The following is a 26,737-nucleotide window of genomic DNA, read 5'->3' as shown; positions in this document are numbered from 1 at the left end:
GGCGTGCTCAGATACATTCTCTGGCGCATCGCCGCCATGGTACCGACGCTCTTCGTCATTTCAGCGCTGGTTTTCACCATCATCGAACTGCCGCCCGGCGACTTCTTCGAGAGCCAGATCGCCGAGCTGCGCGCCTCCGGCGAGACCGCCAATCTCCAGGAAATCGAGGAGATGCGCCAGCAATACGGCTTCGACAAGCCGGAGATCGTGCGCTATTTCTACTGGGTCGGCGGCATGCTGCACGGCGATTTCGGCTACTCCTTCGAATACCAGCTGCCGGTGTCCGACGTCGTCGGCGACCGGCTGTGGCTCACCATCCTCGTCTCCTTCACGACGATCCTGCTCACCTGGCTGATCGCCTTTCCGATCGGCATCTATTCGGCCACGCATCAGTACAGCTGGGGTGATTACGGCCTGACCTTCCTCGGCCTGCTCGGCATTGCCATTCCGAACTTCATGCTGGCGCTGATCCTGATGTATTTCGCCAATATCTGGTTCGGCATCTCGATCGGCCATCTGATGGACCAGCAATACATCTCGGCGCCGATGAGCTGGGAGAAGGCGCGCTCGATCCTCTCCCACCTGTGGATCCCCGTCATCATCGTCGGCACGGCGGGCACGGCCGGCATGATTCGTCGCTTACGCGCCAACCTGCTCGACGAGATGCAGAAGCAATATGTGACGACGGCGCGCGCCAAGGGCCTGCATCCGATGCGGGCGCTGGTCAAATATCCGCTGCGCATGGCGCTCAACTTCTTCGTCGCCGATATCGGCTCGATCCTGCCGTCGATCATCTCGGGTGCGGAGATCGTCGCCATCGTGCTGTCGCTGGAAACGACCGGGCCGATGCTGATCAAGGCGCTGCAGAGCCAGGACATGTATCTCGCCGGCTCGTTCCTGATGTTCCTCGCCTTCCTCAACGTCATCGGCGTGCTGATTTCCGATATCGCCCTCGGCTTCCTCGATCCCCGCATCCGTCTGCAAGGCAGGAGCACCAAATAATGTCGCCCCTTCCCGCACCCGGCGCGCCGCTGCCGCATTACGTCTCGACCGCACCTTTCGATCCGCATGCGACCGAAACCATGACGGCGGCGCAATCGCGCATCCATCTCGCCTCGCAGAAGAAGCTGATGTGGTGGAAGTTCAAGCAGCACCGGCTGGCCTTGGTCTCCGGCATCTTTCTCGCCGCAATCTACCTGATGATCCTGATCGTCGAGTTCCTGGCACCCTACGGCCTGCACACGCGCAACGTCGATTTCATTCATGCGCCGCCGCAGCGCGTCCACTTCTTCGACAAGGGTGAGTTCGTCGGTCCCTTCGTCTACGGGCGCACCATGACGCTCGACCTCGATACGCTGCACCGCGTCTATACCGACAGGCCGAACGACGTGCAGCCGATCCGGTTCTTCTGCCGTGGCGATTCCTACAAGTTCTGGGGTGTCGTCGCCTCGAACTATCATCTGGTCTGCCCGTCGATCGGCGGCCAGATGTTCCTGCTCGGCACCGACCGGCTCGGCCGCGACGTCCTCTCGCGCATCCTCTACGGCGCGCGGATATCGCTGACGATCGGTCTCATCGGCATCGCCATCAGCTTCGTGCTCGGCATCGTCATCGGCGGCCTCGCCGGCTACTGGGGCGGCATTTTCGATCTCATCGTCCAGCGCCTGATCGAGATATTGCAATCGCTGCCGAGCCTGCCGCTGTGGATGGCGCTCGCCGCCATCATGCCGGTGACCTGGAGCCCGATCGTCATCTATTTCGGCATCACCGTCATCCTCGGCATCATCGACTGGACCGGGCTCGCGCGTGCCGTGCGCTCGAAACTTCTGGCGCTGCGCGAGGAGGATTACGTGCAGGCCGCCCAGCTGATGGGCGCCAGCACGCCGCGCATCATCGGCCGCCATCTGGTACCGGGCTTCATGTCGCATCTCATCGCCTCGGCGACGATTTCGATCCCCGGCATGATCCTCGGCGAGACCGCGCTCTCCTTCCTCGGCCTCGGCCTTCGCCCGCCGATCACCAGCTGGGGCATTCTGCTGACCGAGGCAAAAAGCGTCAGCGTCATCGCCTTCTATCCTTGGCTGCTCTTTCCGATCATTCCTGTTGTTCTTGTCATTTTGGCGTTCAACTTTCTGGGAGACGGCTTGCGCGATGCGGCAGATCCCTACAAATAGCAGGAAACCCGGCGGCGCCGCACGGCACCGCCCCCGCCTCGTGGCCTCCGGACGGTGGGGGTACTAACGCATGTTGTTCACCCCGGAGGGGACACCCATGGCCAGACGTCTCGAAGATGCACGCATCCTCATGTACAGCCACGACACCTTCGGCCTCGGCCACCTGCGCCGCTGTCGCGCCATCGCCCATGCGCTGGTCGAGGATTATCGCGGCCTCAACATCCTGATCATTTCGGGCGCGACGATCGCCGGCGCCTTCGACTACCGCGCCCGCGTCGACTTCGTGAAAATCCCGAGCGTCATCAAGCTGCGCAACGGCGAATATACGTCGCTCGCCAGCCATATCGACCTGCACGAGACGCTGAAGATGCGCGAATCGAGCATTCGCCACACCGCCGAGACCTTCCAGCCCGATATTTTCATCGTCGACAAGGAGCCGATGGGGCTGAAGGGTGAGGTCGAGGATACGCTCGCCTATCTCAAGGCCCGCGGCACCGTGCTGGTGCTTGGGCTGCGCGAGATCATGGACGCGCCGCCTCTGCTCGATGCCGAGTGGAAGAGAAACGGCATCATGCAGAAGATCGACCAATATTACGACAGCGTCTGGGTCTACGGCCCGCCTGATTTCTACGACCCGCTGATCGGTCTCGACGTGCCGGCCAGCCTGCGCCGGAAGATGGATTTCGTCGGCTTCCTGCAGCGCAGCGTTTCCAAGGGCAAAACCTCGATCCACGCCCGCAAGGATAATTACCTGCTGGTCACGACTGGCGGCGGCGGCGATGGTTCCGATCTCGTCCACGACGTGATGAATGCCTATGAGGCCGATCCGACGCTGACGCAGAAGGCGCTCGTCGTGCTCGGGCCCTATATGCCGGCTGCCGAGCGCGCCAAGCTGGTGCAGAAGGGCGAAGCCATCCCCTATATCGAGGTGATCGAGTTCGACAACCACATGGAAGAACTGATCGACGGCGCCACCGGCGTTGTCGCCATGGGCGGCTACAACACCTATTGCGAGATCCTCTCCTTCGACAAGCCGGCCCTCATCGTGCCGCGCGTCAAGCCGCGCGAGGAACAGCTGCTGCGCGCCAAGCGCGCCAGCGAGCTCGGCCTCGTCGACATGCTGCTGCCGGAACAATCGGTCGATCCCACCATCATGGCTGAGGCGCTGAAGCGCCTGCCCTCCCGCCTGCCGCCGTCGAAGAGCGGCAGCAATATGCATCTCGAAGGGCTCGACCACATCTCGCAGACCGTCGGCCGATGGATCGACGGCCGCGCCAGCCACCTCGCCCTCGTCGGCGCGGAATAGGACCAAGCCTTGCCGCCACGCCGCAAGATTCTCGTCGTGCTGAAAGGCTATCCCCGCCTTTCGGAAACCTTCATCGCCCAGGAGCTGCTCGGCCTCGAAAAGGCCGGCTTCGACCTGACGCTGATTTCGATGCGCCGGCCGACCGACAAAAAGCGCCATCCCGTGCATGACGAAATCAAGGCGCGCGTGGTCTACCTGCCGGAATATCTGCACGAGGAGCCGATCCGCGTGCTCAAAGGCTTTATCGCCGGTTTCTCCAAACCCGGCTTCAAGGCGCTGATCAAACGTTTTCTGGCCGATCTGCCACGCGACCTCTCGCGCAACCGCTTCCGCCGTCTCGGCCAGGCGCTGGTGCTGGGGCGCGAATGGCCTGATGGAGGCGAGTGGCTGCATGCGCATTTCATCCACACGCCGGCCTCGGTGACGGAATATGCAAGCATCCTGACGGGCACGCCCTGGAGCTGTTCGGCGCATGCCAAGGACATATGGACGTCGCCCGACTGGGAGCTCACCGAAAAACTGAACCGCGCCCGCTGGACCGTCACCTGCACCCGGGCGGGCTACGAGCACATGCGCACCCTGACATCGCGCAAGGATGCGGTGCACTTGAGTTACCACGGTCTCGACCTCGCGCGTTTCGGTCATTTTGCCGGCGAGCGTTCGCGGCGGACCGGCGATGATCCGAACGATCCCGCCTTCATCTTGAGCGTCGGCCGCGCCGTCGAGAAGAAGGGCTACGACGTGCTGCTGCGCGCCCTCGCCTTGCTGCCCGCCGATCTGCAGTGGCGCATGGAGCATATCGGCGGCGGCGAGGCGCTGGCGAAGCTGAAGGCGCTGGCCAGCGAACTCGGCCTTTCCGACCGCATCGTCTGGAAGGGCGCCCTGGCGCAGGAAGACGTGCTCGATCACTATCGCCGCGCCGACCTCTTCGCGCTCGCCTGCCGGATCGCCGCCAATGGCGACCGCGACGGCCTGCCGAACGTGCTTGTGGAAGCCTCGAGCCAGCGGCTGGTTTGCATTTCGACCGAAGTCTCCGGCGTGCCGGAACTTCTGAGGGACGGCGAAAACGGCCTCGTCGTGCCGCCGGAAGATCCGGCGCTGCTGGCCAGAGCCCTGGAGGCGGCGATCCGCGACCCGGCGCTGCGCAAGCGCCTCGGCGACGCCGCCGAAAGGCGGGTGCGCGACGATTTCGACTATCACTCCAGCATCAGACAGCTCAGCGGCCTGTTCGAGGCCGAATGGCAGAAGGCGTCATGACGGCACCGCGGATCTTCTTCTACGTCCAGCACCTGCTCGGCATCGGCCATATCGCCCGCGCCAGCCGCATCGCCAATGCGCTCGTCAAGGACGGTTTCGACGTCACTGTCGTGACCGGCGGCCTGCCGGTGCCGGGTTTTCCCGGCGAGGGCGTCAAGACCGTGGCGCTGCCGGCGGTCGTCGCCAGCAATGCCGGCTTCTCCGGCCTTGCCGATGCCGATGGCCGGCCGGTGGGCGAGGACTTCCTCCATGCCCGCCGCGACCTGCTGCTCGAGGCCTTTCATGCCGCAAGGCCCGATGTCGTCATCATCGAAGCCTTCCCCTTCGGCCGGCGGCAGATGCGCTTCGAACTGCTGCCTTTGCTCGCGGCGATCGAGAAAGCCGAACCGCGGCCGAAGCTGCTGAGCTCGGTGCGCGACATCCTGCAGGAGAACCGCAAGGCCGGCCGCGACGCGGAGACCGCAGCCCTGGTCAAGGCGCATTTCGATGCCGTGCTCGTCCACGGCGACCCCGGCTTCGTCAGGCTCGAGGACACCTTTCCGCTGACGGCAGAGATTGCCGACAGGGTACGTTATACCGGCCTCGTCGCCGCACCGCCGGCGCCGGAACCGGCTGAGACCTTCGACATCATCGCGTCGGCGGGCGGCGGTGCGGTCGGCGCGGCGCTGATCGGCGCGGCGAAAGAGGCGGCGGCGTTATTGCCGGCCGATCTACGCTGGCTGCTGGTCGCAGGGCCGAACCTGCCGGAGGCCGATTTCGCCGCGCTGTCGCAGGATGCGCCCGAGAATGTGACGCTGGTGCGCTTCCGCAAGGATTTTCCCTCGCTGCTGCGCGGCGCCAAGGTGTCGATTTCGCAGGCCGGCTACAACACGGTCGGCGATCTCCTGCGCAGCCAATGCCGGGCAATCCTGGTCCCCTTCGTCGCCGGCGGCGAGACCGAGCAGACGGTGCGCGCCGAACGGCTGCAGGCGCTTGACCTCGCCGACATCCTGCCGGAAGAGGGACTGACGCCGGGCCATGTGAAGGAAGCCGTCGAAAAGGCGCTCGCCGCACCGCGTCGCGGGAGGGTCCTGCTCGATCTCGACGGGGCGGAGAAAACCGCCGGCATCATCCGCTCCATGCTGGCCGGCAATTCGAAGGTTTGAGGATTTCGATGAGCGCCCGCGGTTAAAGACGCGGGCGCACGGCTTCGGCAAAGCCCGGCAAATCTTATCCTGCCACTATCTGGCAGCAGCAAGCCTGTATAAGCTTGCCTCATGTCAGTATGATGGGCGGTGACGACCAGGTGAGTGTCGATGCCCTGATCGACAGATTTTCCTGGCTGCGGTCGCGGAAGCGGCCGACACGATGAAGATTCACGACGCGTAGAAGGCTTTCGCGACTTTCGCCCTTGTTTAGCTCCGCGGTTGTTGTCTTGCGCAAGTCCTCGTCGTCGATCCAGTCGAGGATGAACAGTGTCCGCTCGCGATCCGGCCCATCTGCCGGAGCGCCTGGGCAAGACCGCTCTTCAGCTAAGTGTTCGGTTGCGGGATTGCCAGCCCGTCCACCAGAGTGGCAATGGCTGCGTCCAGCGGCGCCGATCCGACTTTTTCTGGCACCAGAAGTCCATCGATCGCGAGCAGGGTGATGCCGTGAATGAGCGCCCATGCGGCGGTCGCCTGTCCCCTGACTGGCCGCTTGCGAATGGTCCCGGCAGCCTGGCCGCGTCCGAGCATGTCCAGCACCACGTCGAATACGGCGAGCGCCCTATGATCGAGATGCATTCCTACAGCCCGCCCCTCCTCCGGGCTGAACATCAGGCGATATAAGGCCGGGTTTTCGGTTCCGAACGCGACATATGCCAGAGATATCGGAGTGATCTCCTCGAGCAGAGATCGGGGGGCTTCGGGTTTCGCATCCACTAGCGCCTCGCGTAGTCGATCGAACCCAATCATGGCGAGTTCTACAAGAAGGGCAGTCCGATCCGGAAAGTGCTTGTAGGGCGCCGCGTGGCTGACGCCTGCCCGACGGGCGACTTCCCGCAGCGTGAACTGCCAGTCCTTCTCTGTACGAAGCATGTCCAGAGCAGTTTCGATAATCGCACGGCGGAGATCACCGTGATGATAGGGGCGGTGCGGTGCGGCCTGCATGGTACCTCGAAGTTTCTCGTAGAAACATTGCTGACACTGATAACTTCATCGCCTATGTAGAGGCATAAGTTTCTTCTGTCTACATCGGAATTCACCATGAACGCCATAGCAAAAGTCACCGACGCGGATCAAAGGGATGCAGGCCTGCCAGCAGAACCTATCACGGCGTCGAGGGCTTCAGGCGACTGAGCCTTGCCAAAGGCATCTATGAGCAGGGACGGTGGAACATCGTGAAACTGCTCCAGCCCCCATTCGGAACACTCACCGAACGCATCTTGAGCTTCCTGCTCCGGTAGACGTTCGAATTCTATACGGGCGGGTAAAGGCCAACATTGTGCCAGCTCCGCCAGAGATCCACGTAGTTAAAAGGAAAACAGATGCAACACGTTGCTAACGCGGAAACGCAAACGTCCCTCGTAGGAAAGCTGAATGGTGCCGCAACGAAGCGGGCTCTGATCACCGGTGCCTCCAGTGGCATGGGTCTCGAATATGCCGAACTCTTGGCAGCGCAGAAAGTAAATCTCGTGCTCGCCGCCCGGCGCAGGGAACCGATGGAGAAGCTCGCCATAGAGCTTCGCCAGAAATATGGTGTCGAGATCGTTGTTGAACCGATCGATCTTGCAGCCCCTGGCGCTGCCGCTCGCTTGAAAAGCAGTCTGGACGACAAGTCGCTGCAGATCGATATTCTGGTGAACAATGCCGGGTATGGGTTGCACGGGGATTTTCTGGACACCCCGCTGGAGCGCACGACCGATATGATACAGCTCAACATCACGGCGGTAACGGAACTGAGCTTTATCTTCGGACAGGATATGGCAACCCGCGGGTCGGGACAAATACTTCTCATAGGGAGCATTCTGGCATTCCAACCCGTCCCTGGGTTTTCTGCCTATGCAGCAACGAAGTCTTACGTGCTGTCGTTTGGAGAAGCTTTGCACGACGAACTCAGCCCTCGAGGCGTGACTGTCACCTGCCTTTGCCCAGGACACACCGAAACCGGATTCGATTCGGCCGCTAGCGCCCCTGTCTCGCGCATGCTGCGTATTCTGACGATGAAGCCCCGTCCTGTCGCCCAAAGCGGTCTTCGCGCGCTGTCACAAGGCAAGGCCTCCGTAGTTGCCGGGTTCATGAACAAGATCGTTATATTTTCAAATCGGCTGACACCGCGTTCGATGCAGCGAGCCGTCATGAAAAGCGTTACGGGAGGATAGAACTGCAGTCGGCCGGCGACCGACGCGTCCGTTGCCGGCCTGTTGATCTCGGCGGCCGGTCTGCGTTCGGGAAGATCGGCATCCAGATGACAACGGCGAATCCCGCCCGTATCACTATCTGTGTCCATCTGATGCTCGGCGGCTCGCATCGAGACGTATGATACTGCCAGAATTTGGCAGTGTCGGGTCATAAGGTTCTGCTGTCCAACGAACAGCAGGAGACCCTTATGACGGCCAGAAAAGCCTGGATCGCCGTCGCCTCAGCAGAGCATGTCCGCATCGGCCGTCAAGCCGGCTTCATGCAGGTCTGTCACGGCAAGGCATCACCCCTCAGGCGGATCACGCTCGGGGATCGCGTGATCTATTATTCGCCCACCGTGGTCTTTGGCGGCAAGGACCGCCTTCAGGCTTTCACTGCGATCGGCATGGCCCGCGACGGCGCGCCTTACCAGGTGGAGATGGAAAGCGGGTTCAGGCCCTGGCGGCGGGATGTCGATTGGCAGCCTGCGGAAGAAACCCCGATCCGGTCACTGCTCGGCCGGCTCGCCTTCACCAGGGTCGGCCCCAATTGGGGCTATCAGCTCCGCTTCGGTTTGTTCGGCATCGGCGATGAGGATGCCGATATGATCGCGGAGGCGATGAGCCATGCCGATCCGAGCGCCTGAACGCGACCGGTCTTGCGATCTGGAATGACGAGCCCCCGGATTTTCCGGGGGTTTCTTTTGCTCGCAGCACCGATATCGGCATGCTGTAATCCAAAATTCCTGTGATATAAGCAATGTTCCGGCGAGAATCGGCATTGTTGCGGCCGGTCGCTCCGCCTTGTTTTCATTGCGATATCGGCGGTCCGGCTGCATGATCCTGTTCTCAAAATTCTCCCCGTTCCGGCGCCCGGATCGCGCCTCCGGACTTTCCCTGCAAGCTGACGGTTAGCCATGGAAAAAAGCCTCGCCCGCTACATCTGGAAGAACACGCGGCTGCAGCAGCTGTGGATCCTGGCCGTCGTCGCGGCCTCGATGATCCCCTACTTCCTGTCCTTCGACCTGCCGAAGCAGATCGTCAACGGACCGATCCAGGGCGACGGCTTCGAAGGGCCTGGGGCAACGCAGCGATTCATGCATATCGCCTACGACATTCCGCTGATCGGCCATGTCGAATTCTTTCAAGGCGTAGAGCTCAACCGTTTCCAGATGCTGATGGCCCTCAGCCTGGTGTTCCTGGCGCTGGTGGTGCTGAACGGCCTCTTCAAATTCTACATCAACACCTATAAGGGCCGGCTCGGCGAGCGCATGCTGCGCCGTATCCGCTTCGAGCTGATCGACCGAGTGCTGCGGTTTCCGCCGATCCACTTCAAGCGGGTGAAATCGGCCGAGATCGCCACTATGATCAAGGACGAGGTCGAGCCGATGGGCGGCTTCACCGGCGATGCCTTCGTTTCGCCCGCCCTTCTCGGCGGCCAGGCGATCACCGCGCTTGCCTTCATCATCGTGCAGAATTTCTGGCTCGGCATGATCGCCGCCGGCATCGTCGGCGTGCAGGCGGTCGTCATCCCCCGCATGAGGAAACGCCTCTTGGATCTCGGCCGCCAGCGGCAGCTGACGGCGCGTGAACTATCGGGCCGCGTCGGCGAAATCGTCGAGGGCATCGGCACGATCCACGGCAACGACACATCCAACCTCGAACGTGCCGACATCGCCTGGCGGCTCGGCCGCATCTTCTCGATCCGTTACGACCTTTACCAGTGGAAATTCCTGGTGAAGTTCATCAACAACTTCCTTGCCCAGGTCACGCCTTTCCTGTTCTACGCGATCGGCGGTTATTTGGCGCTGCAGGGCAGGCTCGATATCGGCCAGCTCGTCGCCGTCATATCGGCCTACAAGGATCTGCCCGGTCCGCTGAAGGAACTGATCGACTGGGACCAGATGCGCCAGGACGTGCAGGTGAAATACCAGCAGGTCTACGAACAGTTCAACGTCGAACCGCTGATCGACAGCCAGATCCAGGAACTCGCCACCACCCCGGTCGGGGCGCTGACGAGCGCCCTCGTCGTCACCAACCTGACCCTTTCCGACGATAGCGGCGCCCGCCTCGTCGACCACGTCTCGGTCGAAATCAAGCCGAATGAGACGGTGGCGATCGTCGGCCCGAACGGCAGCGGCGCGGAAGCCTTCGCCGAAGCGCTCGGCCGCATGATCTGGCCGGATTCCGGCCGCATCACCATCGATGGGCGCGACCTGCTGGACCTGCCGGAATCGATCACCGGCCGGCGCATCTCCTATGCCTCGGCCGACACCTTCTTCTTCCATGGCTCGCTCGCCAGCAATCTGCTCTACGGCCTCAAGCATGCGCCGATGACCGATCCCGTCTACGACGAGAAGGAAGCGCTCGAATATAAATGGCATTCGGCCGAGGCCGTGAAGGCCGGCAATCCGACCCTCGACCTCAACAGCGACTGGGTGGATTACCAGGCCGCCGGCGCCAGCGGGCCGGAAGACCTTCTGAAAGCGATCCGGCCGGTGCTCGACGCCGTGCTGATCTCGCAGGACATTCTCGATCTGGCGCTGCGCTCGACCGTCAACACCGACGTGCATGTGGCCGTCAGCGACCATGTCGTCGCGTTGCGCGCTTCGCTGCGGGACCGGCTGCGTGACGAGGGGCTCGACGGCATCGTCGTACCTTTCGATTTCGACGCCTACAACGCCCAGGCGACGGTCGGCGAAAACCTGCTCTTCGGCACGATGAAGCGGCCGCTGATGACCAACCGCAGGCTGGCTGCGCACCCCTATTTCCAGCAGCTCTTCCGCGAGACGGGCCTCAGCACCGATCTCTACGCCATGGGTCTCGAGATCGCCGAAAACGCCGTCGAGCTCTTCCATGACCTGCCGCCGGACCATCCTTTCTTCCAGCAGCTGACCTTCATGACGGCGGACGACATTCCGACCTATCAGGCGCTGCTGCAGAAGCTGCAAAGCCGGCGCTTCGAGGACGCCACGCCGGAGGAGCGCTCGGCGATCATCCGGCTGAGCTTCGCCTATATCGAGCCGCGCCACCGCTTCGGCCTGTTGACGACCGAGCTGATGGACAAGATCGTCAGCGCCCGCAAACAGTTCCACGCGCATATTCCGGCCGACCTCGCCGAGCTGATCGAGCGCTATGATGCCGAACGCTTCACCCCGTCGGCCAGCCTGATGGACAATGTGCTGTTCGGCCGCATCGCCTACCAGCAGGCCGACGCCTCCGACCGTATCCGCGCCGTCATGGGCGAACTCTTCGACGCGCTCGACCTTTATGACGACGTGCTGTCGATCGGGCTGGAATTCGACGTCGGCTCGGGCGGCAAGCGGTTGACCATGGTGCAACGGCAGAAGCTGAACCTTGCCCGCGCGCTTCTGAAGCGTTCGGACTATTTCATCTTCAACCGGCCGCTGTCGGCGCTCGATCAGCGCGTCCAGGACCAGATCACCCGCAACATCATCGAAGACCTGCATAAGGAAGGCGAGCGGCCGGCGATCATCTGGGTGCTTTCCAATGCGCGGCTTGCCGAGATGTTCGACCGGATCCTGCTCTTCGACCGCGGCGGCCTGGCCGAGGCCGGGAACTATCCGGAACTTTCCGAGAAAAACGGTATGTTCAAGGAACTGTTATCGTAATATTCTATGGGAGCGGCGATGGTAGGCGTTCCCTAGGGAATGCCCGGGAATTGAAGGCGTCTGGTTCGAAGAACCCTGCGCCCAGGGGATTGAAACGCTAATGCTGTTGAGAGACGAAGTCGAAATGCTGCGCCGGGTGCCGATCTTTTCAAGGATTGCGCCAGCAAAGCTCAAGCTTTTGGCCTTCACCTCCGACCGCATGACCTACAAGGCCGGTCAGGATCTCTTCCATCAGGGTGATGTCGGCGACGCCGCCTATGTCATTCTCTCCGGCAGCGCCGACATCATCGTCTCCTCGCCGGCCGGCGAGATCAAGGTCGCCGACGTCGAGCTCAATTCCATCGTCGGCGAAATCGCCATCCTCTGCGACGTCTCGCGCACGGCAACGGTGCGCGCCACCTCGCCGCTGGAAGTGCTGCGCATCAGCAAGGAGCACTTCCTGAAGCTGCTCAGCGACTTCCCGGAAATGGCCGTCGAAATCATGCGCGTGCTCGCCGACCGCCTGAACCACACCACCGCGGAACTGACCGCGGCGCGGGCGGCGAAGCAGCCGCAGATGGCGCAGTAAAGCCGCCGAACCAGAATTGCTCCACAGCAAATACAAAGACCGAACGGGCTGTAAACATCATGCAGTCCGGAGGATTTTGCAGCGTTTCAACGGGTCTGCAGGAGCTTCATCCGGCTGCCATGGATGAGAAGCGCGCTTAGGACGCCTGTTTCGCAGGCCCCGGTGTCCAGGTTGATCCTGTGTTGGTTGCCGAGAACGACATCAGCGATGGGCGTGTGACCATGTATGACAGCCAGGTTATTTTCATATGGCCCGTTCGAAGAAAGCCAAGGCTCGCGAATCCACGCAAGAGTTTCTGCTGTCTGACGATCGATCGGAACCTCTACATCGATGCCCGCATGGACGAAAAGCAGGTCTCCGAGCTGCAGCTTTAGAGGCAGCGAATGCAGCCATTCAATTGTATGGCCGCCTAGAAGCTCCGACACTCGGCCTTCCCATCCGTCGCGGGGGTCAACGCTGAGCTCCTCGAAGAATTCGGCACCGCCATTCGCCAGCCAACGATCCATCATCTTGGCGTCAGGTGCGCGAAGCAATTGAAGCAATCGATCTTCATGATTTCCGATCAGGGTGCAGTTGGTCGCACCGGGAATGCCCTGCATGGCCAAGCTGAGCGCCCGCAAGCTTTCCGGGCCCCGGTCGATCAGATCGCCGAGATGGATACAGTAAGCAGCGCGTGGAGAGATGAGGTCAAATTCATGGGCGATACCGGCATGCATCTCTTGGAGAAGATCGGCGCATCCATGAACGTCGCCTATTGCGCAAATGGCCGTCTGTCCGTCGATTTCGCGGACTGCGGGCATCCACTCTGAACAAGCCAGCACCTTTCGACCCTCGCAACGATTACAGATCCTTGAAGAGGGATATCGAAGTTCATCCCCAAAGCAAGATGAGCAGGCCATCCCGGAGGCGAGAAGACTGCCGCCTGCAACAAGGTTCAGGATTTTGGCGGCCATTTCTGCGCGCCGTGGACGAGGCGCAGAATTTCCACCTGTTTGATTTTATGGCGAACACGATAGATGACGATAAATGGTGTGCGTGAAATGACCAGTTCACGCGTTCCATCAATTCGTCCGCGCCGGCCGATCTCCGGCTGATCGATGAGCAAATCGGTCTGACGCTCGATCTCATCGAGCTGGTTTATCGCAGCGGCGACATTCTGGTCGGCAATAAACTGAATTGCTTTCTTACGATCGGATGCAGCTTTCGCATGCCAGACGAGCTTCACTTGGTCTCGCTCTTAAGCCGCGCCAGCAGCTCTGCCCGTTCGCGCGCCATCTCTTCCTCGACGACTTCGTGCGGGATCCAGACCGTATTCGGATCATCGGCCTCCCGGATCGCTTCCTCGACCTGTTCGCGGAACCACTTGTCGTATTCCGCCGCCTCATGGGTCCGACGCAGCGCGGCGGCCCGGTCCGGTCGCGATGCCGTCTCCGGAGCGTAATCGGCCGCATCGACATCGAACTGCGAGATGCCGACATCCTTGAGATAGGAAACCAAAGTATCCATGCGCTTGAACAGGCGCACCTGCCGACTGCGTTGGGCAGCAAGCGCGTGCTCTGATTTGCCGTAGCGGATGACGACGGACCAGCCGCCGGTCTTGCCGACGACGTGCGCGGCGTCGACCGCGCCTGCTTCGACAAGGCGGGAAAGGGTCGAATGATCGATGGTTTCCGCGGTCATGGCATATCCTCGTTCAGGCCGACAAGGATATGCATTTAATTATAGATTGCAATGCATTCAATAATTGAAATTTCGTAGGCGGAGAACGAAAGCCTGCATAGTTCCGCACGTAGACTAGGGTTACGGACAAAAGTCGAGCCCCCCTCGTTCGTCATGCTCGGGCTTGTCCCGAGCATCTGCGTCGGTTGATATGTAGCAGATCCTCGGCACAAGCCGAGGATGACGCGGCATCAAGAGCGAGGTTTGTCAGCAAACTGAGCCTGCACGGTTTCCCATGCAGGCCGTGTCCTCAAGCCCATCTATTCGCGCTGTTCCAGCGCCCTGCTGAAGGCCAGTGCGGCCAGCGTGCAGATGGCGCCGGAGAGCAGGTAGTAGCCGACGAAGGTCAGGCCGAAGCGGCTGGAGAGGCTGAGCGCCACCAGCGGTGCGAAGCCGGCGCCGACCAGCCAGGCGAGGTCCGAGGTGAAGGCAGCACCGGTATAGCGATAGCCGCGGCCGAAGCGCGACGAGATCGAACCGGTCGCCTGGCCGAAGGACAGGCCGAGCACGCCGAAGCCGATGATGACGAAGGCATCGTGGCCGTTATTGCCGGATGCGATCAGGATCGGCCCGATAAAGCTGAAGACGGCGATGATGACGGCGCAGATGGCGAGCTGGGCGCGCCGCCCGATGCGGTCGGCAATCAGGCCCGAGGCGATGATGGCGACGATGCCGACCATGGCGCCGACCACCTGCACCACCATGAAGGTGCCGATCGGCTGGTTGCCGTACAGGCTCATCCAGCCGAGCGGGAAGATGGTCACCAGGTGGAACATGGCGAAACTGGCGAGCGGTACGAAGGCGCCGATCAGAATGTCGCGGCCGTGAACGCGCAGCACTTCGAGGATCGGTGCGGCCTCCAGCTCATGTTGCTCGAGCAGCGTGCCGAATTCCTTGGTCATGACCAGGCGCAGACGCGCAAACAGCGCCACGACGTTGATCGCGAAGGCGACGAAGAAGGGATAACGCCAGCCCCAGGAGAGGAAATCCTCGCTGGAAAGGTTGGCGACGAAATAACCGAAGAGCGTGCTTGCCAGCGCAAAACCGATCGGCGCGCCGAGCTGCGGGATCATCGCGTACCAGCCACGGTGATTGGGCGGCGCGTTGAGTGCGAGCAGCGATGCCAGACCGTCCCAGGCGCCGCCGAGCGCAAAACCCTGGCCGAGACGGAAGAGCGCCAGAAGCGCGATCGACCAAACGCCGATCTGCTCGTAACCCGGCAGGAAGGCGATCGAGGCGGTCGAGCCGCCGAGCAGAAAGAGTGCGATCGTCAGCTTGGTGCCGCGCCCATACATCCGGTCGATGGCCATGAAGACGACGGAGCCGACGGGACGGGCGAGGAAAGCGAGCGAGAAGATGGCGAAGGAATAGAGCGTGCCGGTCAGCCTGTCGGGGGCGAAGGGAAAGACGAGCTGCGGAAAGACCAGGACCGAGGCGAGACCGTAGACGAAGAAATCGAAGAATTCCGACATGCGGCCGATCACCACGCCGATGGCGATGCTGCCCGGTGACACCGGCTTGTCGTCGTGAATGCGCCGCGCGTCGCGTTCCAGCGACGACGACGACGGTCCGTAATGCGATGTTGTTGCCATAGACGCCTCCTCGTTAAGGCGCTTCCGGCACGGCGCCCCAAGCGTGATCTTGATCAAACCTGCAGGCTTATCAAGTCCGTAAGACGGAAATAGTTCATCATCACGGCTCAAATGAAGCGCGGACCGAAAAATTTGCGTGATCCGGACGGTGATTTTCCCCTGCAAATGCTGGCCTGACCGGCTGTTGCGGATATATTGGCCTGAGACATGCGCAGGCCTAAAATCCTTCTATATTTCATCAGGATTTCAGAGCACTAGCGCCCGATGATTTTTGCCGCAGTGCGGCATGTTTGCTGCACTGCGACCTTCCGCCTCATGTCGCGATCCGGTTCAGTGCTTTAGTCGCGAACCAAACGAAACAACAAGAGCTTAGAGACGTGCCAAAACTCATGAAGTTTTCCCGCCTTCTATCCGTCTTGCCGCTGCTTTTCCTGGCAGGATGCAACATGGTGGTCATGGCGCCCTCCGGCGACATCGCCGCGCAACAGCGCGATCTGATCGTCGTCTCGACGGTGCTGATGCTTCTGATCATCGTTCCGGTGATCTTCCTGACGCTGCTCTTCGCCTGGCGCTACCGCCGCTCCAACACGGCCGCGACCTACGCGCCGGAATGGCATCATTCGACCCGCCTCGAAATCGTCATCTGGGCTGCACCCCTGGCGATCATCATTGCGCTCGGCGCCGTCACCTGGATTTCCACGCATAAGCTCGATCCCTACCGCCCGCTCGACCGCCTCGATGCCGAGCGCGCCATTCCGGCCGATACCAAGCCGCTGACCGTCGAAGTCGTGGCGCTCGACTGGAAGTGGCTGTTCTTCTATCCCGAACTCGGCATCGCCACCGTCAACGAGATGGCAGCGCCGGTGGATCAACCGATCAATTTCAAGATCACCGCTTCCTCGGTGATGAACTCCTTCTACATCCCTGCCCTTGCCGGCCAGATCTATGCCATGCCCGGCATGGAGACGAAGCTGCACGCCGTCATCAACAAGGAAGGCGAGTATGAGGGCTTCTCGGCCAATTACAGCGGCGCCGGCTTCTCGCACATGCGCTTCAAGTTCCATGGGCTCAATCGCGAAGGCTTCGACGCCTGGGTGGCGAAGGTCAAGCAGCAGGGCACGATGCTCAACCGCGACGCCTATCTGAAGCTCGAGAAGCCGAGCGAGAAGGACCCGGTGCGTTATTATGCCGGCGCCGACGCCGATCTCTACACCGCCATCCTCAACATGTGCGCCACGCCGGGCAAGATGTGCATGAACGAGATGATGCACATCGACATGATGGGCGGCGGCGGGAAGGAAAGCGCCGAGAATCGCGAGAAACTGCAATATGACAACCGCCATGCCGGCGAAGGCGTCGTGGCGCCGGCCGCCACCGTGCCGGCAACGGGGGCTCCGGCACGCAGCGAGCCAGACAGAAGCACCGATGGCAACAGCATGCAGCACGACATGCCCGGCATGCAGGGCACGCCCGGTACGGACAGCACGCCCGGTACGGGCATGCAGCATGACGGCCATTCCATGCCCGGCATGAGCAACGGCGCCGATCCGGCGCCTGCGCAACTCAACAACAACAATTAACCTGGCGCTTTGCGTCGCAAGACATAATGAACGGGTTGCTCCATGTTTTCCAATCCTGACCTCCTGAAGTTCATCTTCGGCCGGTTGACCCTCGACGCCATCCCCTATCACGAGCCGATCCTGGTCGTGACCTTCATCGGCGTCGTCATCGGCGGTCTCGCCGTCCTCGCCGCCATCACCTATTTCAAATTCTGGGGCCCGCTCTGGCACGACTGGATCTGCAGCGTCGATCACAAGAAGATCGGCATCATGTATGTGATCCTGGCCGTCATCATGCTGTTGCGCGGCTTCTCCGATGCGATCCTGATGCGCATCCAACAGGCGATCGCCTTCAACGGGTCGGAAGGCTACCTGCCGCCGCACCATTACGATCAGATCTTCACTGCCCACGGCGTCATCATGATCTTCTTCGTGGCGATGCCCTTCGTCACCGGCCTGATGAACTTCGTGGTGCCGCTGCAGATCGGCGCGCGCGACGTGTCGTTCCCCTTCCTCAACAATTTCTCCTTCTGGATGACGACCGCCGGCGCGATCGTCATCATGCTGTCGCTGTTCATCGGCGAATTCGCCCAGACCGGCTGGCTCGCCTACCCGCCGCTGTCGGGCGCCGCCTATAGTCCGGGCGTCGGCGTCGACTATTACATCTGGGGCCTGCAGGTGGCCGGTGTCGGAACGACGCTGTCGGGCATCAACCTGATCGCCACCATCGTCAAGATGCGCGCGCCGGGCATGACCTTCATGAAGATGCCGGTTTTCACCTGGACGGCGCTCTGCACCAACGTGCTGATCGTCGCCTCCTTCCCGATCCTGACGGCAACGCTCGCCCTGTTGTCGCTCGACCGTTATGCCGGGACGAACTTCTTCACCAACGACCTCGGCGGCAATCCGATGATGTACATCAACCTCATCTGGATCTGGGGCCATCCGGAGGTCTACATCCTCGTGCTGCCGGCCTTCGGCATCTTCTCCGAAGTCGTCGCCACCTTCTCGGGAAAACGTCTCTTCGGTTACGCCTCCATGGTCTACGCCACCTGCGTGATCATGATCCTGTCCTACATCGTCTGGCTGCACCACTTCTTCACCATGGGCTCGGGGGCGTCCGTCAACTCCTTCTTCGGCATCACGACGATGATCATCTCGATCCCGACAGGAGCGAAGATCTTCAACTGGCTCTTCACCATGTATCGCGGCCGTATCCGCTACGAGGTGCCGATGCTGTGGACGGTCGGCTTCATGGTGACCTTCGTCATCGGCGGCATGACCGGCGTCATGCTCGCCGTGCCGCCGGCCGACTTCGTGCTGCACAATTCGCTGTTCCTCATCGCCCACTTCCACAACGTCATCATCGGCGGCGTTCTGTTCGGCATGTTCGCCGGCGTGAACTACTGGTTCCCGAAGGCCTTCGGCTTCAAGCTCGATCCCTTCTGGGGCAAGCTGAGCTTCTGGTTCTGGCAGATCGGCTTCTGGTTCGCCTTCATGCCGCTCTATGTGCTCGGCCTGATGGGCGTCACCCGCCGCATGAGCCAGTTCGAGGATCCGTCGCTGCAGATCTGGTTCATCATCGCCGCCTTCGGCGTCGGCCTGATCGCGCTCGGCATCGCCGCCTTCCTGATCCAGATCGTCGTCAGCTTCATGAAGCGCGAGGAACTGCGCGACGACAGCGGCGATCCCTGGGACGGCCGGACGCTCGAATGGTCGACCGCCTCGCCGCCGCCGGACTACAACTTCGCCTTCACGCCAGTCGTGCACGACCATGACAGCTGGTACGACATGAAGAACCGCGGCTACGAGCGCCCGCTCGGCGGCTTCAAGCCGATCCATATGCCGAAGAATACCGGCACCGGCGCGATCCTCTCGGCCATCAGCGTCGCCCTCGCCTTCGGCCTGATCTGGTATATGTGGTGGCTGGTCGTCGTCTCCTTCGTCGCCCTGCTGGTCGTGGCGATCGGCCATACGTTCAACTACAGACGCGATTTCTACATCCCCGCTGACGCGGTGACCGAAACCGAAGGCAAGCGCACCGCGCTGCTTGCCGAGCAGGTGTAATAACCATGAGCGATCAGACCATCGACACGGCCGAAAAGCCTGAATTCTACCTGACGGAAGACCATCATCCGGAGAACAGCACCAATCTCGGCTTCTGGCTCTACCTGATGAGCGACTGCCTGATTTTCGCGGTGCTGTTTGCGACGCACGGCGTGCTCGGCCGCAATTATGCCGCCGGTCCGTCGCCGGCCGATCTCTTCGATCTGCCGATCGTCGCCCTCAACACCTCGATGCTGCTCTTCTCCTCGATCACCTATGGCTTCGCCATGCTGCAGATGGAACGCAACGCCAAGGCGGAGACGCTGTTCTGGCTCGCCGTCACCGGCCTGTTCGGCGCGGCCTTCATCGGGCTCGAACTCTACGAGTTCGTCCACCTGATCCACGAAGGCGCCGGGCCGACGCGCAGCGCCTTCCTCTCCTCCTTCTTCACGCTGGTCGGCACGCACGGTCTGCACGTCACCTTCGGCATCGTCTGGCTGATCACGCTGATGGTCCAGGTGTCGATGCACGGGCTGGTCGAGGCCAACCGCCGCCGGCTGATGTGCCTGTCGATGTTCTGGCACTTCCTCGACGTCGTCTGGATCGGCGTCTTTTCCTTCGTCTATCTCTTGGGAGTTCTCGGATGAGTTCGCAAGCACCTGCCCATGAGGATGCCCACGAGGCCCATCACGGCCACAGCCACGGCCATCAGGCCGGCCACGGCACCTTCCGCAGCTATATGACGGGCTTCGCGCTCTCCGTCATCCTGACCGCCATTCCCTTCTGGCTGGTCATGGCCGGCGTCTTCGACAGCCCGGCGGTGACGGCGGTGCTGGTGATGGTCATCGGGGCGATCCAGATCGTCGTCCATATGGTCTTCTTCCTGCACATGAACCCCCGGAGCGAAGGCGGCTGGACGATGATGGCGCTGATCTTCACCCTCATCATCGTCGCCATCGCGCTCTCCGGTTCGCTCTGGGTCATGCATCATCTCAATACCAACATGATGCCGATGAGCCCCGAGATGATGAAGAACATGCCGTGACGGTATCGAAAGGGCGGCGGCACCGCCGCCCGAAGCGATTCTAGCCATGAGTGAGGCTCCCTCGGAACAGGCGGAAAGACGGCATTCGCGTGCAAAGCGCGCTTTCTTCTGTGTCTGCCTGGCGCTGCTCGCCGCCGCGCTCTTTGCCCTCGGCACCTGGCAGGTGCAGCGCCTCGGCTGGAAGCGCGATCTCATCGCCCGCATCGACCAGCGTGTGCATGCCGCACCCGTGCCGGCCCCGGCGCGTGCCGACTGGGACAAGGTCAATGCCGCCGACGACGAATATCGCCGGGTGACCGTGGCCGGAACGCTTGCGAACGACAAGGAGACGCTGGTCTATGCCTCGACGGCGCTCGGTCCGGGTTATTGGGTGATGACGCCACTGACGCTTGCCGACGGCACCGATATCCTCATCAATCGCGGCTTCGTGCCGATCGAACGGCGCGATCCGGCCACGCGCCGCGAGGGTCAGCCGGCAGGCTCTGTCGAAATCACAGGGCTGGTGCGGATGACGGAGCCGAAAGGATCATTGCTGCAATCCAACGACGTCGCCGCCGACCGCTGGTATTCGCGCGATGTCGCAGCGATCGCGCAGAAGCGCGGCCTTGATGCGGTCGCGCCCTATTTCATCGATGCCGATGCTACCGCCAATCCCGGCGGCCTGCCCGGCGGCGGCCTGACGGTCATCCATTTTCCCAACAACCATCTCGTCTATGCAATCACCTGGTACGGGCTGGCGGCAATGGTGCTGGCATTGCTGGTGTTCATCCTGCGCGGCGAGAGGGGAACAGGCCGCCGCGAATAATACGAGTTCCGGCATGCAGTTGCGCCGCGCAGCTCAAGCGCAGCGGATTAATATCTTATAAAGTCATGTCGGCTACTGCTTGCCTGACCAGAATAGATAAAAGCTGCAGATGAGCCGGCCGGATTACATCCCCAGTCTCGATGGCCTGCGCGGCCTCGCCGCGCTGCTGGTCGTTCAGGCGCATATCGGCCTCATCTTTCCAAGTACCGCCCAGCATCTGATGACGATGGGCAGTGAAGCCGTCGGCTTGTTCTTTGCCCTCAGCGGCTTTCTCATGGCCCATCTCTACGGTTCGCGGCCGGTGACCAGGGAAAACGTCCTGGATTTCCTGGTGAGCCGCTTTGCCCGCATTTATCCGGTCTATCTGGCTGCCGTCCTGCTCGTGGCGATGCTGTCGGGCATGCAGGATCTAAACTTCGTTCAGCCGATCAACGGCGGCACGGACTTTGTGCGCCATGTCTTTCTTCTCGGATCGAGCGGCGTTTTCTGGTCAATTCCGCCCGAAATTCAATTCTATCTGCTCTTCCCGGTTCTATGGCTTTGCCTCGCCCGCCCGCATCGCCATAGCGCCGTGATCGCAGGCTTCGCCATTGTCGTCGTCGTGGATGGCCTGCTCGAATTGCCGGGGCCTGGAATCCTACTCCTGTCCAAGCTCCCCTACTTTCTTTTCGGCGCACTTGCCGGTGCGCTGCATTCTCATTTGGAACGATGGACGCCATCCGCGCTCACGGGGATTTTCACGCTCGTCCTTCTGGCCGTATTCTTCACCTACAGGCATGTCTTGCCGAATTTCTCCCCTGAATTTTGGGGCTTGCAAAGCGCGGCCGCCGCAGCCGTCATCGTAGCGCTCGTCGCGCGACAACCGCCCATCGCAGCACGCATCCTGGCAGCTGCCCCCGTCAGGTTTTTGGGCACGATCAGCTTCTCGCTCTATCTTTTCCACGTCCCGATCATGTTCCTTGTCCACCGGGCTTTTGAAACTCTGCTGCCTGAACCGGCGCTGATTGCGGCAGCGCTTTTCGTTGCGGTCGGCGGAGCATGGTTCCTGCATGAAACGATAGAAGTCCCGAGCCGGCGCCTGCTCGTCACCTTGTGGCAGCATCATCGCTCGCGCCTGGTCTCGCGCCAGATCCCGGCCGAGGGGATCGAACAGGCGATCCTTGATCTGCAAGAGACCGAAAAGCGTCTTCTCGGCGGCACACCTTCAGCCACGACGGGTGACCTTCGGGAAGCAGCCGACAGCGCGGTCATCCAGGATGATGGCAACGAGAAGCTCCGCGCATAGCGCAAACATTCGGAACGTGGCGAAGTAACGCACGTCAGAATCCAGCCCGCCCGTCACGCGCCTTGAGCAGCGACCCGGCTGATCGCATCGGCGAGCTGTGCCTGCGAGAAGGGTTTGCCGAGCCGGGGCAGATTGGCGGCGCCGGCGCCGTCGGGCAGATCGGCGTAACCGGTGGCGAGGATGATCGGCATCCCGGGCCACTCGCTGCGGATCGCCTCGGCGAGCTGCGCCCCGGTCATCCGCGGCATGGCGTGATCGCAGATGACCAGATCGACCGGCTCCTTGCGCAGGATGTCGAGCGCCTCGGGACCGGCCATCGCCTCAAAAACGGTGTGGCCGAGATCCTCCAGCATCAGCGTCGTATTCATCAGCACCAGGCCGTCGTCATCGACGGCGACGATGCGCAGCCGCCGCTGTGCATCATCGTCCGGCTGCGGCACGTCGATCGCGGCCGCAGCCCTCTGTTCGACGGTCGCGACCGGGAACCACAATTCCGCCGTCGTCCCTTGGCCCGGGCTGCTCTGCAGCATCAGCCGGCCGCCGGACTGGGTGGCAAGACCCTGCACCATGGAAAGGCCGAGACCGGTGCCCTTGCCGACACCCTTGGTGGTGAAGAACGGCGTGACCGCCTGCTCCAGCGTCTTCGCATCCATGCCCTCGCCTTCATCGATCACCGCGATCCTGATATAGCGGCCGGCCGAAAGCGGCCCCTTGCCGGCGGCGATCGATTCTTCGGAGGCGCGTAGCGTGATGCGGCCGCCGGCCGGCATGGCGTCACGGGCGTTGACGACGAGGTTGAGTATCGCCATCTCCAGCTGGTTCGGGTCGGTGAGGATGGTCGGCAGCCGGACGGGATAGGAAGTCTCGATCGTGGTCAGGGGGCCGAGCGACCGGCTCAGAATATCCATCATGCCACGCACCAGGCCGGAGACGTCGATCGGCTCCATATGCAATTCCTGCCGGCGGGAGAAGGCCAGCATGCGCTGGGTCAAGGCAGCACCGCGCTGGGCGCCCTGCATGGCATTGTCGACCAGCGATGTCAGCGACAGATCCTGCGGCATGCGTTTCTTCAGGATCTCCAGGCTGCCGAGCACGGCCATCAGCAGATTGTTGAAATCATGAGCGATGCCGCCGGTCAGCTGACCGATCGCCTCCATCTTCTGCGATTGGAAAAGCTCTTCGCGCGCCTGCTCCAGCGCCCGCTGCGTCTCCATCTTCTCGGTGATATCGCGGGTAATCTTGGCAAAACCGAGCACCTCGCCGTCATCGCCGCGGATGACGTCGACGACGATGCTGGCCCAGAAGCGGGTGCCATCCTTGCGGACACGCCAGCCTTCCCGCTCGAACCGGCCTTCGGCGCGGGCGACGCGGAGCGCCGTCTCCGGCAGGCCGGCGGCGCGGTCCTCCGGCGTATAGAAGGTCGAGAAGTGCCGGCCGATGATTTCATCCGGCCGATAGCCCTTGATCCGCTCGGCGCCGGAATTCCAGCTGCTGACATTGCCATTGGGATCGAGCATGTAGATCGCGTAGTCGGAGACGCCCTGGACAAGCCGGCGGAACTGTTCCTCACTCTGACGGATCGCGTTTTCGGCTGCCCTGCGTTCGGTCAGATCGCGGGTGATCTTGGCAAAGCCGATGAGCTCGCCGGAGGGGCGGCGGATAGGATCGATGACGACATGCGCCCAGAAGCGGCTGCCGTCCTTGCGCTGGCGCCAGCCCTCCCCCTCGAACCGTCCCTGCTCGAGCGCCGTGGCAAGCGCGCGCTCGGGAATTCCGGCCGCGCGATCCTCTTCGACATAAAAACGGGAAAAATGCTCGCCAAGAATTTCCGACGGCTTGTAGCCTTTGAAGCGCTGAGCGCCGGTATTCCAGCTGGTGACGATGCCTTCGGGGCTCAGCATGTAGATGGCGTAGTCGGTGATGGCATCGACCAGAAGACGAAAGCGCCCCTCTTCGTGAAGAGACGTATCATGTCGATCCAGCACTTCCATCTGCCCCTCTCGGTCACCAGCGTTTTTAACGCGGCGGGGCGCAGATGGTTCCGAAAAGATCACACTTTTTCAGACCGCCTTGACCTGCGGATAGAACAGCTCGCCGATCCGTTCGGCCGCCGCATAGGCCTGCGAGACGATCTCGGGCACGAGATCGATATCGGGCAGGCTGCCGAGGCCGAGCGGACCGACGGCAAAGAGCCCGGCAACCGTCGAACCGTCCTCCAGGAAGGGTTCGCCCCGCGCGGTGACAGCCAGTCCGAGCGAGAGTTCGTCCGGCATGGCAAGGCCGGTGGAAAACAGGCTTTGCATCAGCGGCGCCGAGAGATCCGGCGCCTGGCAGCGGCAATCGATGATGCGCTCGGCATGGATCACCTCCTCGGCAGAGGAGCCCGCCGGTGTGAAAAACAGGCCGCTCAGGCCCCGGCGACCGACCCGGCCGCGGCGCAGCACCGTACGGCCTTCGGCAAGCTCGCGCTGCAGGCGCAGGTGCATGGCCTCCGGCAGGCGGTTGCGATGGCTGTCGTAGATCGCTCTCAAATGCCGGTTGAACTGGTGCTTGTCGCGGGCCGGCAGCGCGCGCCAGAGCGAGCGGGCGTGTTTGCGCAGGCCGTTCATCACCGATTGCCAGCTTCGGCCCTCTTCCTCCGCCTCGCGACAGGCCTGGCGGATGAAGCGCACGATCTCGGGCAGGCTCTCGGGCAGCGCTTCGGCCGGAAAGACCGGATCAGCGGCGTTCGGCGTGTGGCTCTGCGGCAGAAAACCGTGTCGCGAAAGGATCGTCACCTGACCGGCATAGCCGGAATCGCGAAGCTGCAGCAGCTGATCGACGACGCGGATGCCGCTGCCGAGCAGCACGGCATGCGGCCGCGCGACGAGGCGCTGGGCGCGGACCGGCGAAGCATCCGGCTCCTCTGCATGCGGATCGCTGAGGCCATAGCCGGTGGCGAGGATCACCGTATCGAACAGCGGATTGGCCGGATTGGTGCTTTCGAGCAGGAAGCGATTGCCGTGGCTGCGGCGGATGGCCACCACAGGATCGTTGCAGACCTGAACGGTGATGTCCCGGCGCGCCGCCAGCGCTTCGGAAAAGCGCTGGTAGACGTAATCGCTGAAGATTTCCTTCGGCACGAAGATCTGCCGGAAACCCGGAATGGCGGCCGGCACGGCGGCGCGGAAGGCGGCGTTGCTACAGAGCCAGTCGTTGAAATCGTCGCTGTCGCCGACCGAGACCGAGAGATCGCGAACGCGGGTATTAAGGATCGTCGAGGCACGGGCAGAGGCGAGCGCCTGGCCGCCGCTGACCGAGGAATTCGGATCGAACAGCTGCAGGTGGAAGGGTGCGCGCACCGTCCTCATCAGCGCAATGGCCGTCATCATGCCGGAGAAGCCGCGCCCGACGATCGCAATGCGCGCAACGGCTGATATCTTCGCCGCCGCATTGGCCCTTCCGGAGAAAAGTCCCTGAACCGTCATCGCAACTCCTTTGCGGCTTCATCAGCACCCTGGGGTCGATCGAGGTTTCAACGCATAAACATCCGGCCACGCGTTGATGAGGGTCGTGCGGCAAATTCACGGCTGCCGCAGCATCGGGTCCGATCAGGCGGGCCCGCAAGAAAACGAGGGGTAACTCCCCTCGCCGATAGTCTATCAAACTGGTCGTGTATGAAAGCGCGAAACAGCAGCCCTGGCAAGAACTTTGTTGCCAATTTCCATAACCTATTGAATCAATTCGTAATTTCGAAGGGTGCTTCGTGACCGAACCTCAACCGCCCTCGCCAGGATATTGCTTCGCCTTCAATAGGCCCGCCAGATGCGCCGTATTGCGCGCCAGCATGTCGACGGCTTTCGTCACGACCTTCGGCACCTTGTCGAGATCGACGAAATTGGTGGAACCCATCGCCTCTCCAACCCAGTAGGCGACGGCATTGGCCGGGATGGTGAAGCCGACATCGTTCAGCGCCTGATAGAGTTCGGCCGACACGTGATGGGCACCATCCTCATTGCCGACGACGGCAACGGCCGCGACCCTGCCGTAGGAAACCATGCGGCCATGATCGTCCGTCTCCTCCAGGAAGGCGTCCATGCGCTCGAGCGCCCGCTTGCAGACGCTGGAGGGCTGGCCGAGCCAGATCGGCGTCGCCAGCAGCAGGATATCGGCGTCGAGCAGCTTTGCGCGAATATCGGGCCAGTCGTCGCCTTCGCCCTCGTCCGACGTGACGCCGGGCTTGACGTTGAAATCGGCAAGGCGGAGCACTTCGGTCACGACCCCGTATTCGGACATTGCCTTGTCGATGAGCCCGACCATCCGGTCGGTGGAAGATGGATCCTCGGCGTCGCTCGTCTTCAGCGTGGCGTTGAGAGCAAGGGCTTTCAGCGGCATCGTATCTCTCCGGTAAC

Annotated in this window: 23 protein-coding genes and 1 pseudogene; 15 read left to right on the top strand and 9 right to left on the bottom strand. The window is 62.0% G+C overall.

Annotated features, from left to right (window positions below; all coding sequences use genetic code 11):
* Positions 1-3: 3 nt before the first annotated feature.
* From CO655_RS04425 to CO655_RS04405, 5 genes are all read left to right on the top strand, one after another.
* The gene (locus CO655_RS04425; RefSeq protein WP_040111305.1) at positions 4-1,002 is read left to right on the top strand and encodes an ABC transporter permease; all 999 of its coding nucleotides are present in this window, start codon (positions 4-6) and stop codon (positions 1,000-1,002) included.
* Complete coding sequence (locus tag CO655_RS04420; protein WP_176539218.1) at positions 1,002-2,174, top strand: ABC transporter permease; 1,173 nt, start codon at positions 1,002-1,004, stop codon at positions 2,172-2,174. The genes CO655_RS04425 and CO655_RS04420 overlap by 1 nt, the downstream gene beginning before the upstream one ends.
* A gap of 97 nt (positions 2,175-2,271) precedes the next feature.
* Entirely contained in the window at positions 2,272-3,480 is a 1,209-nt protein-coding gene (locus CO655_RS04415) for a glycosyltransferase family protein (protein WP_097606665.1), read from the top strand.
* Between the two features lie 9 nt (positions 3,481-3,489).
* Positions 3,490-4,737, top strand: a complete 1,248-nt coding sequence (locus CO655_RS04410; protein WP_097606666.1) for a glycosyltransferase — start codon at positions 3,490-3,492, stop codon at positions 4,735-4,737.
* Positions 4,734-5,882: a glycosyltransferase gene (locus tag CO655_RS04405; protein ID WP_097664073.1), complete on the top strand. Its 1,149-nt coding sequence runs from the start codon at positions 4,734-4,736 to the stop codon at positions 5,880-5,882. The genes CO655_RS04410 and CO655_RS04405 overlap by 4 nt, the downstream gene beginning before the upstream one ends.
* Positions 5,883-6,021: 139 nt before the next feature.
* Here CO655_RS04405 and CO655_RS04400 read toward each other — a convergent pair.
* Together CO655_RS04400 and CO655_RS04395 are read right to left on the bottom strand one after the other, a co-directional pair.
* A pseudogene (locus CO655_RS04400) lies at positions 6,022-6,239 on the bottom strand (Tn3 family transposase); the annotation flags it as partial.
* Positions 6,240-6,248: 9 nt separating this feature from the next.
* Positions 6,249-6,866 carry a TetR/AcrR family transcriptional regulator gene (locus tag CO655_RS04395; protein WP_097606667.1) on the bottom strand — a complete coding sequence of 206 codons (618 nt, stop codon included), beginning with the start codon at positions 6,864-6,866 and terminating at the stop codon, positions 6,249-6,251.
* A gap of 377 nt (positions 6,867-7,243) precedes the next feature.
* Here CO655_RS04395 and CO655_RS04390 point away from each other — a divergent pair, with 377 nt between their 5' ends.
* The 4 genes from CO655_RS04390 to CO655_RS04375 all read left to right on the top strand — a co-directional run bounded on the left by CO655_RS04390 (position 7,244) and on the right by CO655_RS04375 (position 12,295).
* Positions 7,244-8,077, top strand: coding sequence for an SDR family oxidoreductase (locus CO655_RS04390; protein WP_097663929.1), 834 nt, complete (start codon positions 7,244-7,246; stop codon positions 8,075-8,077).
* A gap of 227 nt (positions 8,078-8,304) precedes the next feature.
* Positions 8,305-8,742, top strand: a complete 438-nt coding sequence (locus CO655_RS04385; RefSeq protein WP_097606669.1) for an EVE domain-containing protein — start codon at positions 8,305-8,307, stop codon at positions 8,740-8,742.
* 270 nt (positions 8,743-9,012) lie between these two features.
* Positions 9,013-11,727, top strand: a complete 2,715-nt coding sequence (locus tag CO655_RS04380) for an ABC transporter ATP-binding protein (protein ID WP_097606670.1) — start codon at positions 9,013-9,015, stop codon at positions 11,725-11,727.
* Between the two features lie 100 nt (positions 11,728-11,827).
* Positions 11,828-12,295: a cyclic nucleotide-binding domain-containing protein gene (locus CO655_RS04375; protein ID WP_004679746.1), complete on the top strand. Its 468-nt coding sequence runs from the start codon at positions 11,828-11,830 to the stop codon at positions 12,293-12,295.
* Between the two features lie 86 nt (positions 12,296-12,381).
* Here CO655_RS04375 and CO655_RS04370 read toward each other — a convergent pair whose 3' ends face one another.
* From CO655_RS04370 to CO655_RS04355, 4 genes are all read right to left on the bottom strand, one after another.
* A complete protein-coding gene (locus CO655_RS04370) occupies positions 12,382-13,248 on the bottom strand; it encodes a metallophosphoesterase (protein WP_245423756.1) in 867 nt (288 codons plus the stop codon).
* Entirely contained in the window at positions 13,230-13,520 is a 291-nt protein-coding gene (locus CO655_RS04365; protein WP_097606671.1) for a type II toxin-antitoxin system RelE/ParE family toxin, read from the bottom strand. The genes CO655_RS04370 and CO655_RS04365 overlap by 19 nt, the downstream gene beginning before the upstream one ends.
* On the bottom strand, positions 13,517-13,975 hold the full coding sequence (locus CO655_RS04360; RefSeq protein ID WP_097663927.1) for a hypothetical protein: 459 nt from the start codon (positions 13,973-13,975) through the stop codon (positions 13,517-13,519). Before CO655_RS04360 ends, CO655_RS04365 begins: the two co-directional genes overlap by 4 nt.
* 299 nt (positions 13,976-14,274) lie before the next feature.
* Positions 14,275-15,606 carry an MFS transporter gene (locus CO655_RS04355; protein ID WP_097606673.1) on the bottom strand — a complete coding sequence of 444 codons (1,332 nt, stop codon included), beginning with the start codon at positions 15,604-15,606 and terminating at the stop codon, positions 14,275-14,277.
* 377 nt (positions 15,607-15,983) lie between these two features.
* On the opposite strand from CO655_RS04355, the gene cyoA reads away from it, so the two are divergent.
* From cyoA to CO655_RS04325, 6 genes are all read left to right on the top strand, one after another.
* Positions 15,984-17,186, top strand: a complete 1,203-nt coding sequence (cyoA, locus tag CO655_RS04350; RefSeq protein ID WP_097663926.1) for a ubiquinol oxidase subunit II — start codon at positions 15,984-15,986, stop codon at positions 17,184-17,186.
* A 42-nt stretch (positions 17,187-17,228) separates the two neighbouring features.
* The gene (gene cyoB / locus CO655_RS04345; RefSeq protein WP_097663925.1) at positions 17,229-19,232 is read left to right on the top strand and encodes a cytochrome o ubiquinol oxidase subunit I; all 2,004 of its coding nucleotides are present in this window, start codon (positions 17,229-17,231) and stop codon (positions 19,230-19,232) included.
* 5 nt (positions 19,233-19,237) lie between these two features.
* Positions 19,238-19,858, top strand: coding sequence for a cytochrome o ubiquinol oxidase subunit III (gene cyoC, locus CO655_RS04340; protein WP_097581881.1), 621 nt, complete (start codon positions 19,238-19,240; stop codon positions 19,856-19,858).
* Positions 19,855-20,256 (top strand): cytochrome o ubiquinol oxidase subunit IV, encoded by a 402-nt coding sequence (gene cyoD, locus CO655_RS04335; protein ID WP_097606676.1) that lies wholly within the window; start codon positions 19,855-19,857, stop codon positions 20,254-20,256. The genes cyoC and cyoD overlap by 4 nt, the downstream gene beginning before the upstream one ends.
* A gap of 46 nt (positions 20,257-20,302) precedes the next feature.
* Positions 20,303-21,061 carry an SURF1 family protein gene (locus CO655_RS04330; protein ID WP_097663924.1) on the top strand — a complete coding sequence of 253 codons (759 nt, stop codon included), beginning with the start codon at positions 20,303-20,305 and terminating at the stop codon, positions 21,059-21,061.
* A gap of 109 nt (positions 21,062-21,170) precedes the next feature.
* The gene (locus CO655_RS04325; RefSeq protein WP_097663923.1) at positions 21,171-22,346 is read left to right on the top strand and encodes an acyltransferase; all 1,176 of its coding nucleotides are present in this window, start codon (positions 21,171-21,173) and stop codon (positions 22,344-22,346) included.
* A gap of 53 nt (positions 22,347-22,399) precedes the next feature.
* Here the strand turns inward: CO655_RS04325 and CO655_RS04320 are convergent, their stop codons facing one another.
* The 3 genes from CO655_RS04320 to CO655_RS04310 form a co-directional block, all read right to left on the bottom strand.
* Entirely contained in the window at positions 22,400-24,337 is a 1,938-nt protein-coding gene (locus CO655_RS04320; protein WP_097663922.1) for a PAS domain-containing sensor histidine kinase, read from the bottom strand.
* A gap of 69 nt (positions 24,338-24,406) precedes the next feature.
* The gene (locus CO655_RS04315) at positions 24,407-25,813 is read right to left on the bottom strand and encodes an FAD/NAD(P)-binding protein (RefSeq protein WP_097663921.1); all 1,407 of its coding nucleotides are present in this window, start codon (positions 25,811-25,813) and stop codon (positions 24,407-24,409) included.
* Between the two features lie 289 nt (positions 25,814-26,102).
* Positions 26,103-26,720, bottom strand: a complete 618-nt coding sequence (locus tag CO655_RS04310) for an NAD(P)H-dependent oxidoreductase (protein ID WP_097663920.1) — start codon at positions 26,718-26,720, stop codon at positions 26,103-26,105.
* Positions 26,721-26,737: the final 17 nt, after the last annotated feature.

The organism is Rhizobium sp. M1, assembly GCF_002531805.1.
Classification (GTDB): domain Bacteria; phylum Pseudomonadota; class Alphaproteobacteria; order Rhizobiales; family Rhizobiaceae; genus Rhizobium; species Rhizobium etli_C.
This window is presented reverse-complemented; position numbering and strand designations above follow the sequence as displayed.

What these genes read in the sequence shown, in the direction of transcription:
- CO655_RS04360 (WP_097663927.1), bottom strand. Translation starts at nt 13,975, where the DNA reads ATGACCGCGGAAACCATCGATCATTCGACCCTTTCCCGCCTTGTCGAA.
- CO655_RS04355 (WP_097606673.1), bottom strand. Translation starts at nt 15,606, where the DNA reads ATGGCAACAACATCGCATTACGGACCGTCGTCGTCGTCGCTGGAACGC.
- CO655_RS04315 (WP_097663921.1), bottom strand. Translation starts at nt 25,813, where the DNA reads ATGACGGTTCAGGGACTTTTCTCCGGAAGGGCCAATGCGGCGGCGAAG.
- CO655_RS04395 (WP_097606667.1), bottom strand. Translation starts at nt 6,866, where the DNA reads ATGCAGGCCGCACCGCACCGCCCCTATCATCACGGTGATCTCCGCCGT.
- cyoD (WP_097606676.1), top strand. Translation starts at nt 19,855, where the DNA reads ATGAGTTCGCAAGCACCTGCCCATGAGGATGCCCACGAGGCCCATCAC.
- CO655_RS04390 (WP_097663929.1), top strand. Translation starts at nt 7,244, where the DNA reads ATGCAACACGTTGCTAACGCGGAAACGCAAACGTCCCTCGTAGGAAAG.
- CO655_RS04385 (WP_097606669.1), top strand. Translation starts at nt 8,305, where the DNA reads ATGACGGCCAGAAAAGCCTGGATCGCCGTCGCCTCAGCAGAGCATGTC.
- CO655_RS04375 (WP_004679746.1), top strand. Translation starts at nt 11,828, where the DNA reads ATGCTGTTGAGAGACGAAGTCGAAATGCTGCGCCGGGTGCCGATCTTT.
- CO655_RS04325 (WP_097663923.1), top strand. Translation starts at nt 21,171, where the DNA reads ATGAGCCGGCCGGATTACATCCCCAGTCTCGATGGCCTGCGCGGCCTC.
- CO655_RS04415 (WP_097606665.1), top strand. Translation starts at nt 2,272, where the DNA reads ATGGCCAGACGTCTCGAAGATGCACGCATCCTCATGTACAGCCACGAC.
- CO655_RS04330 (WP_097663924.1), top strand. Translation starts at nt 20,303, where the DNA reads ATGAGTGAGGCTCCCTCGGAACAGGCGGAAAGACGGCATTCGCGTGCA.
- cyoC (WP_097581881.1), top strand. Translation starts at nt 19,238, where the DNA reads ATGAGCGATCAGACCATCGACACGGCCGAAAAGCCTGAATTCTACCTG.
- CO655_RS04310 (WP_097663920.1), bottom strand. Translation starts at nt 26,720, where the DNA reads ATGCCGCTGAAAGCCCTTGCTCTCAACGCCACGCTGAAGACGAGCGAC.
- CO655_RS04370 (WP_245423756.1), bottom strand. Translation starts at nt 13,248, where the DNA reads ATGGCCGCCAAAATCCTGAACCTTGTTGCAGGCGGCAGTCTTCTCGCC.
- CO655_RS04420 (WP_176539218.1), top strand. Translation starts at nt 1,002, where the DNA reads ATGTCGCCCCTTCCCGCACCCGGCGCGCCGCTGCCGCATTACGTCTCG.
- cyoB (WP_097663925.1), top strand. Translation starts at nt 17,229, where the DNA reads ATGTTTTCCAATCCTGACCTCCTGAAGTTCATCTTCGGCCGGTTGACC.
- CO655_RS04380 (WP_097606670.1), top strand. Translation starts at nt 9,013, where the DNA reads ATGGAAAAAAGCCTCGCCCGCTACATCTGGAAGAACACGCGGCTGCAG.
- CO655_RS04320 (WP_097663922.1), bottom strand. Translation starts at nt 24,337, where the DNA reads ATGGAAGTGCTGGATCGACATGATACGTCTCTTCACGAAGAGGGGCGC.
- CO655_RS04405 (WP_097664073.1), top strand. Translation starts at nt 4,734, where the DNA reads ATGACGGCACCGCGGATCTTCTTCTACGTCCAGCACCTGCTCGGCATC.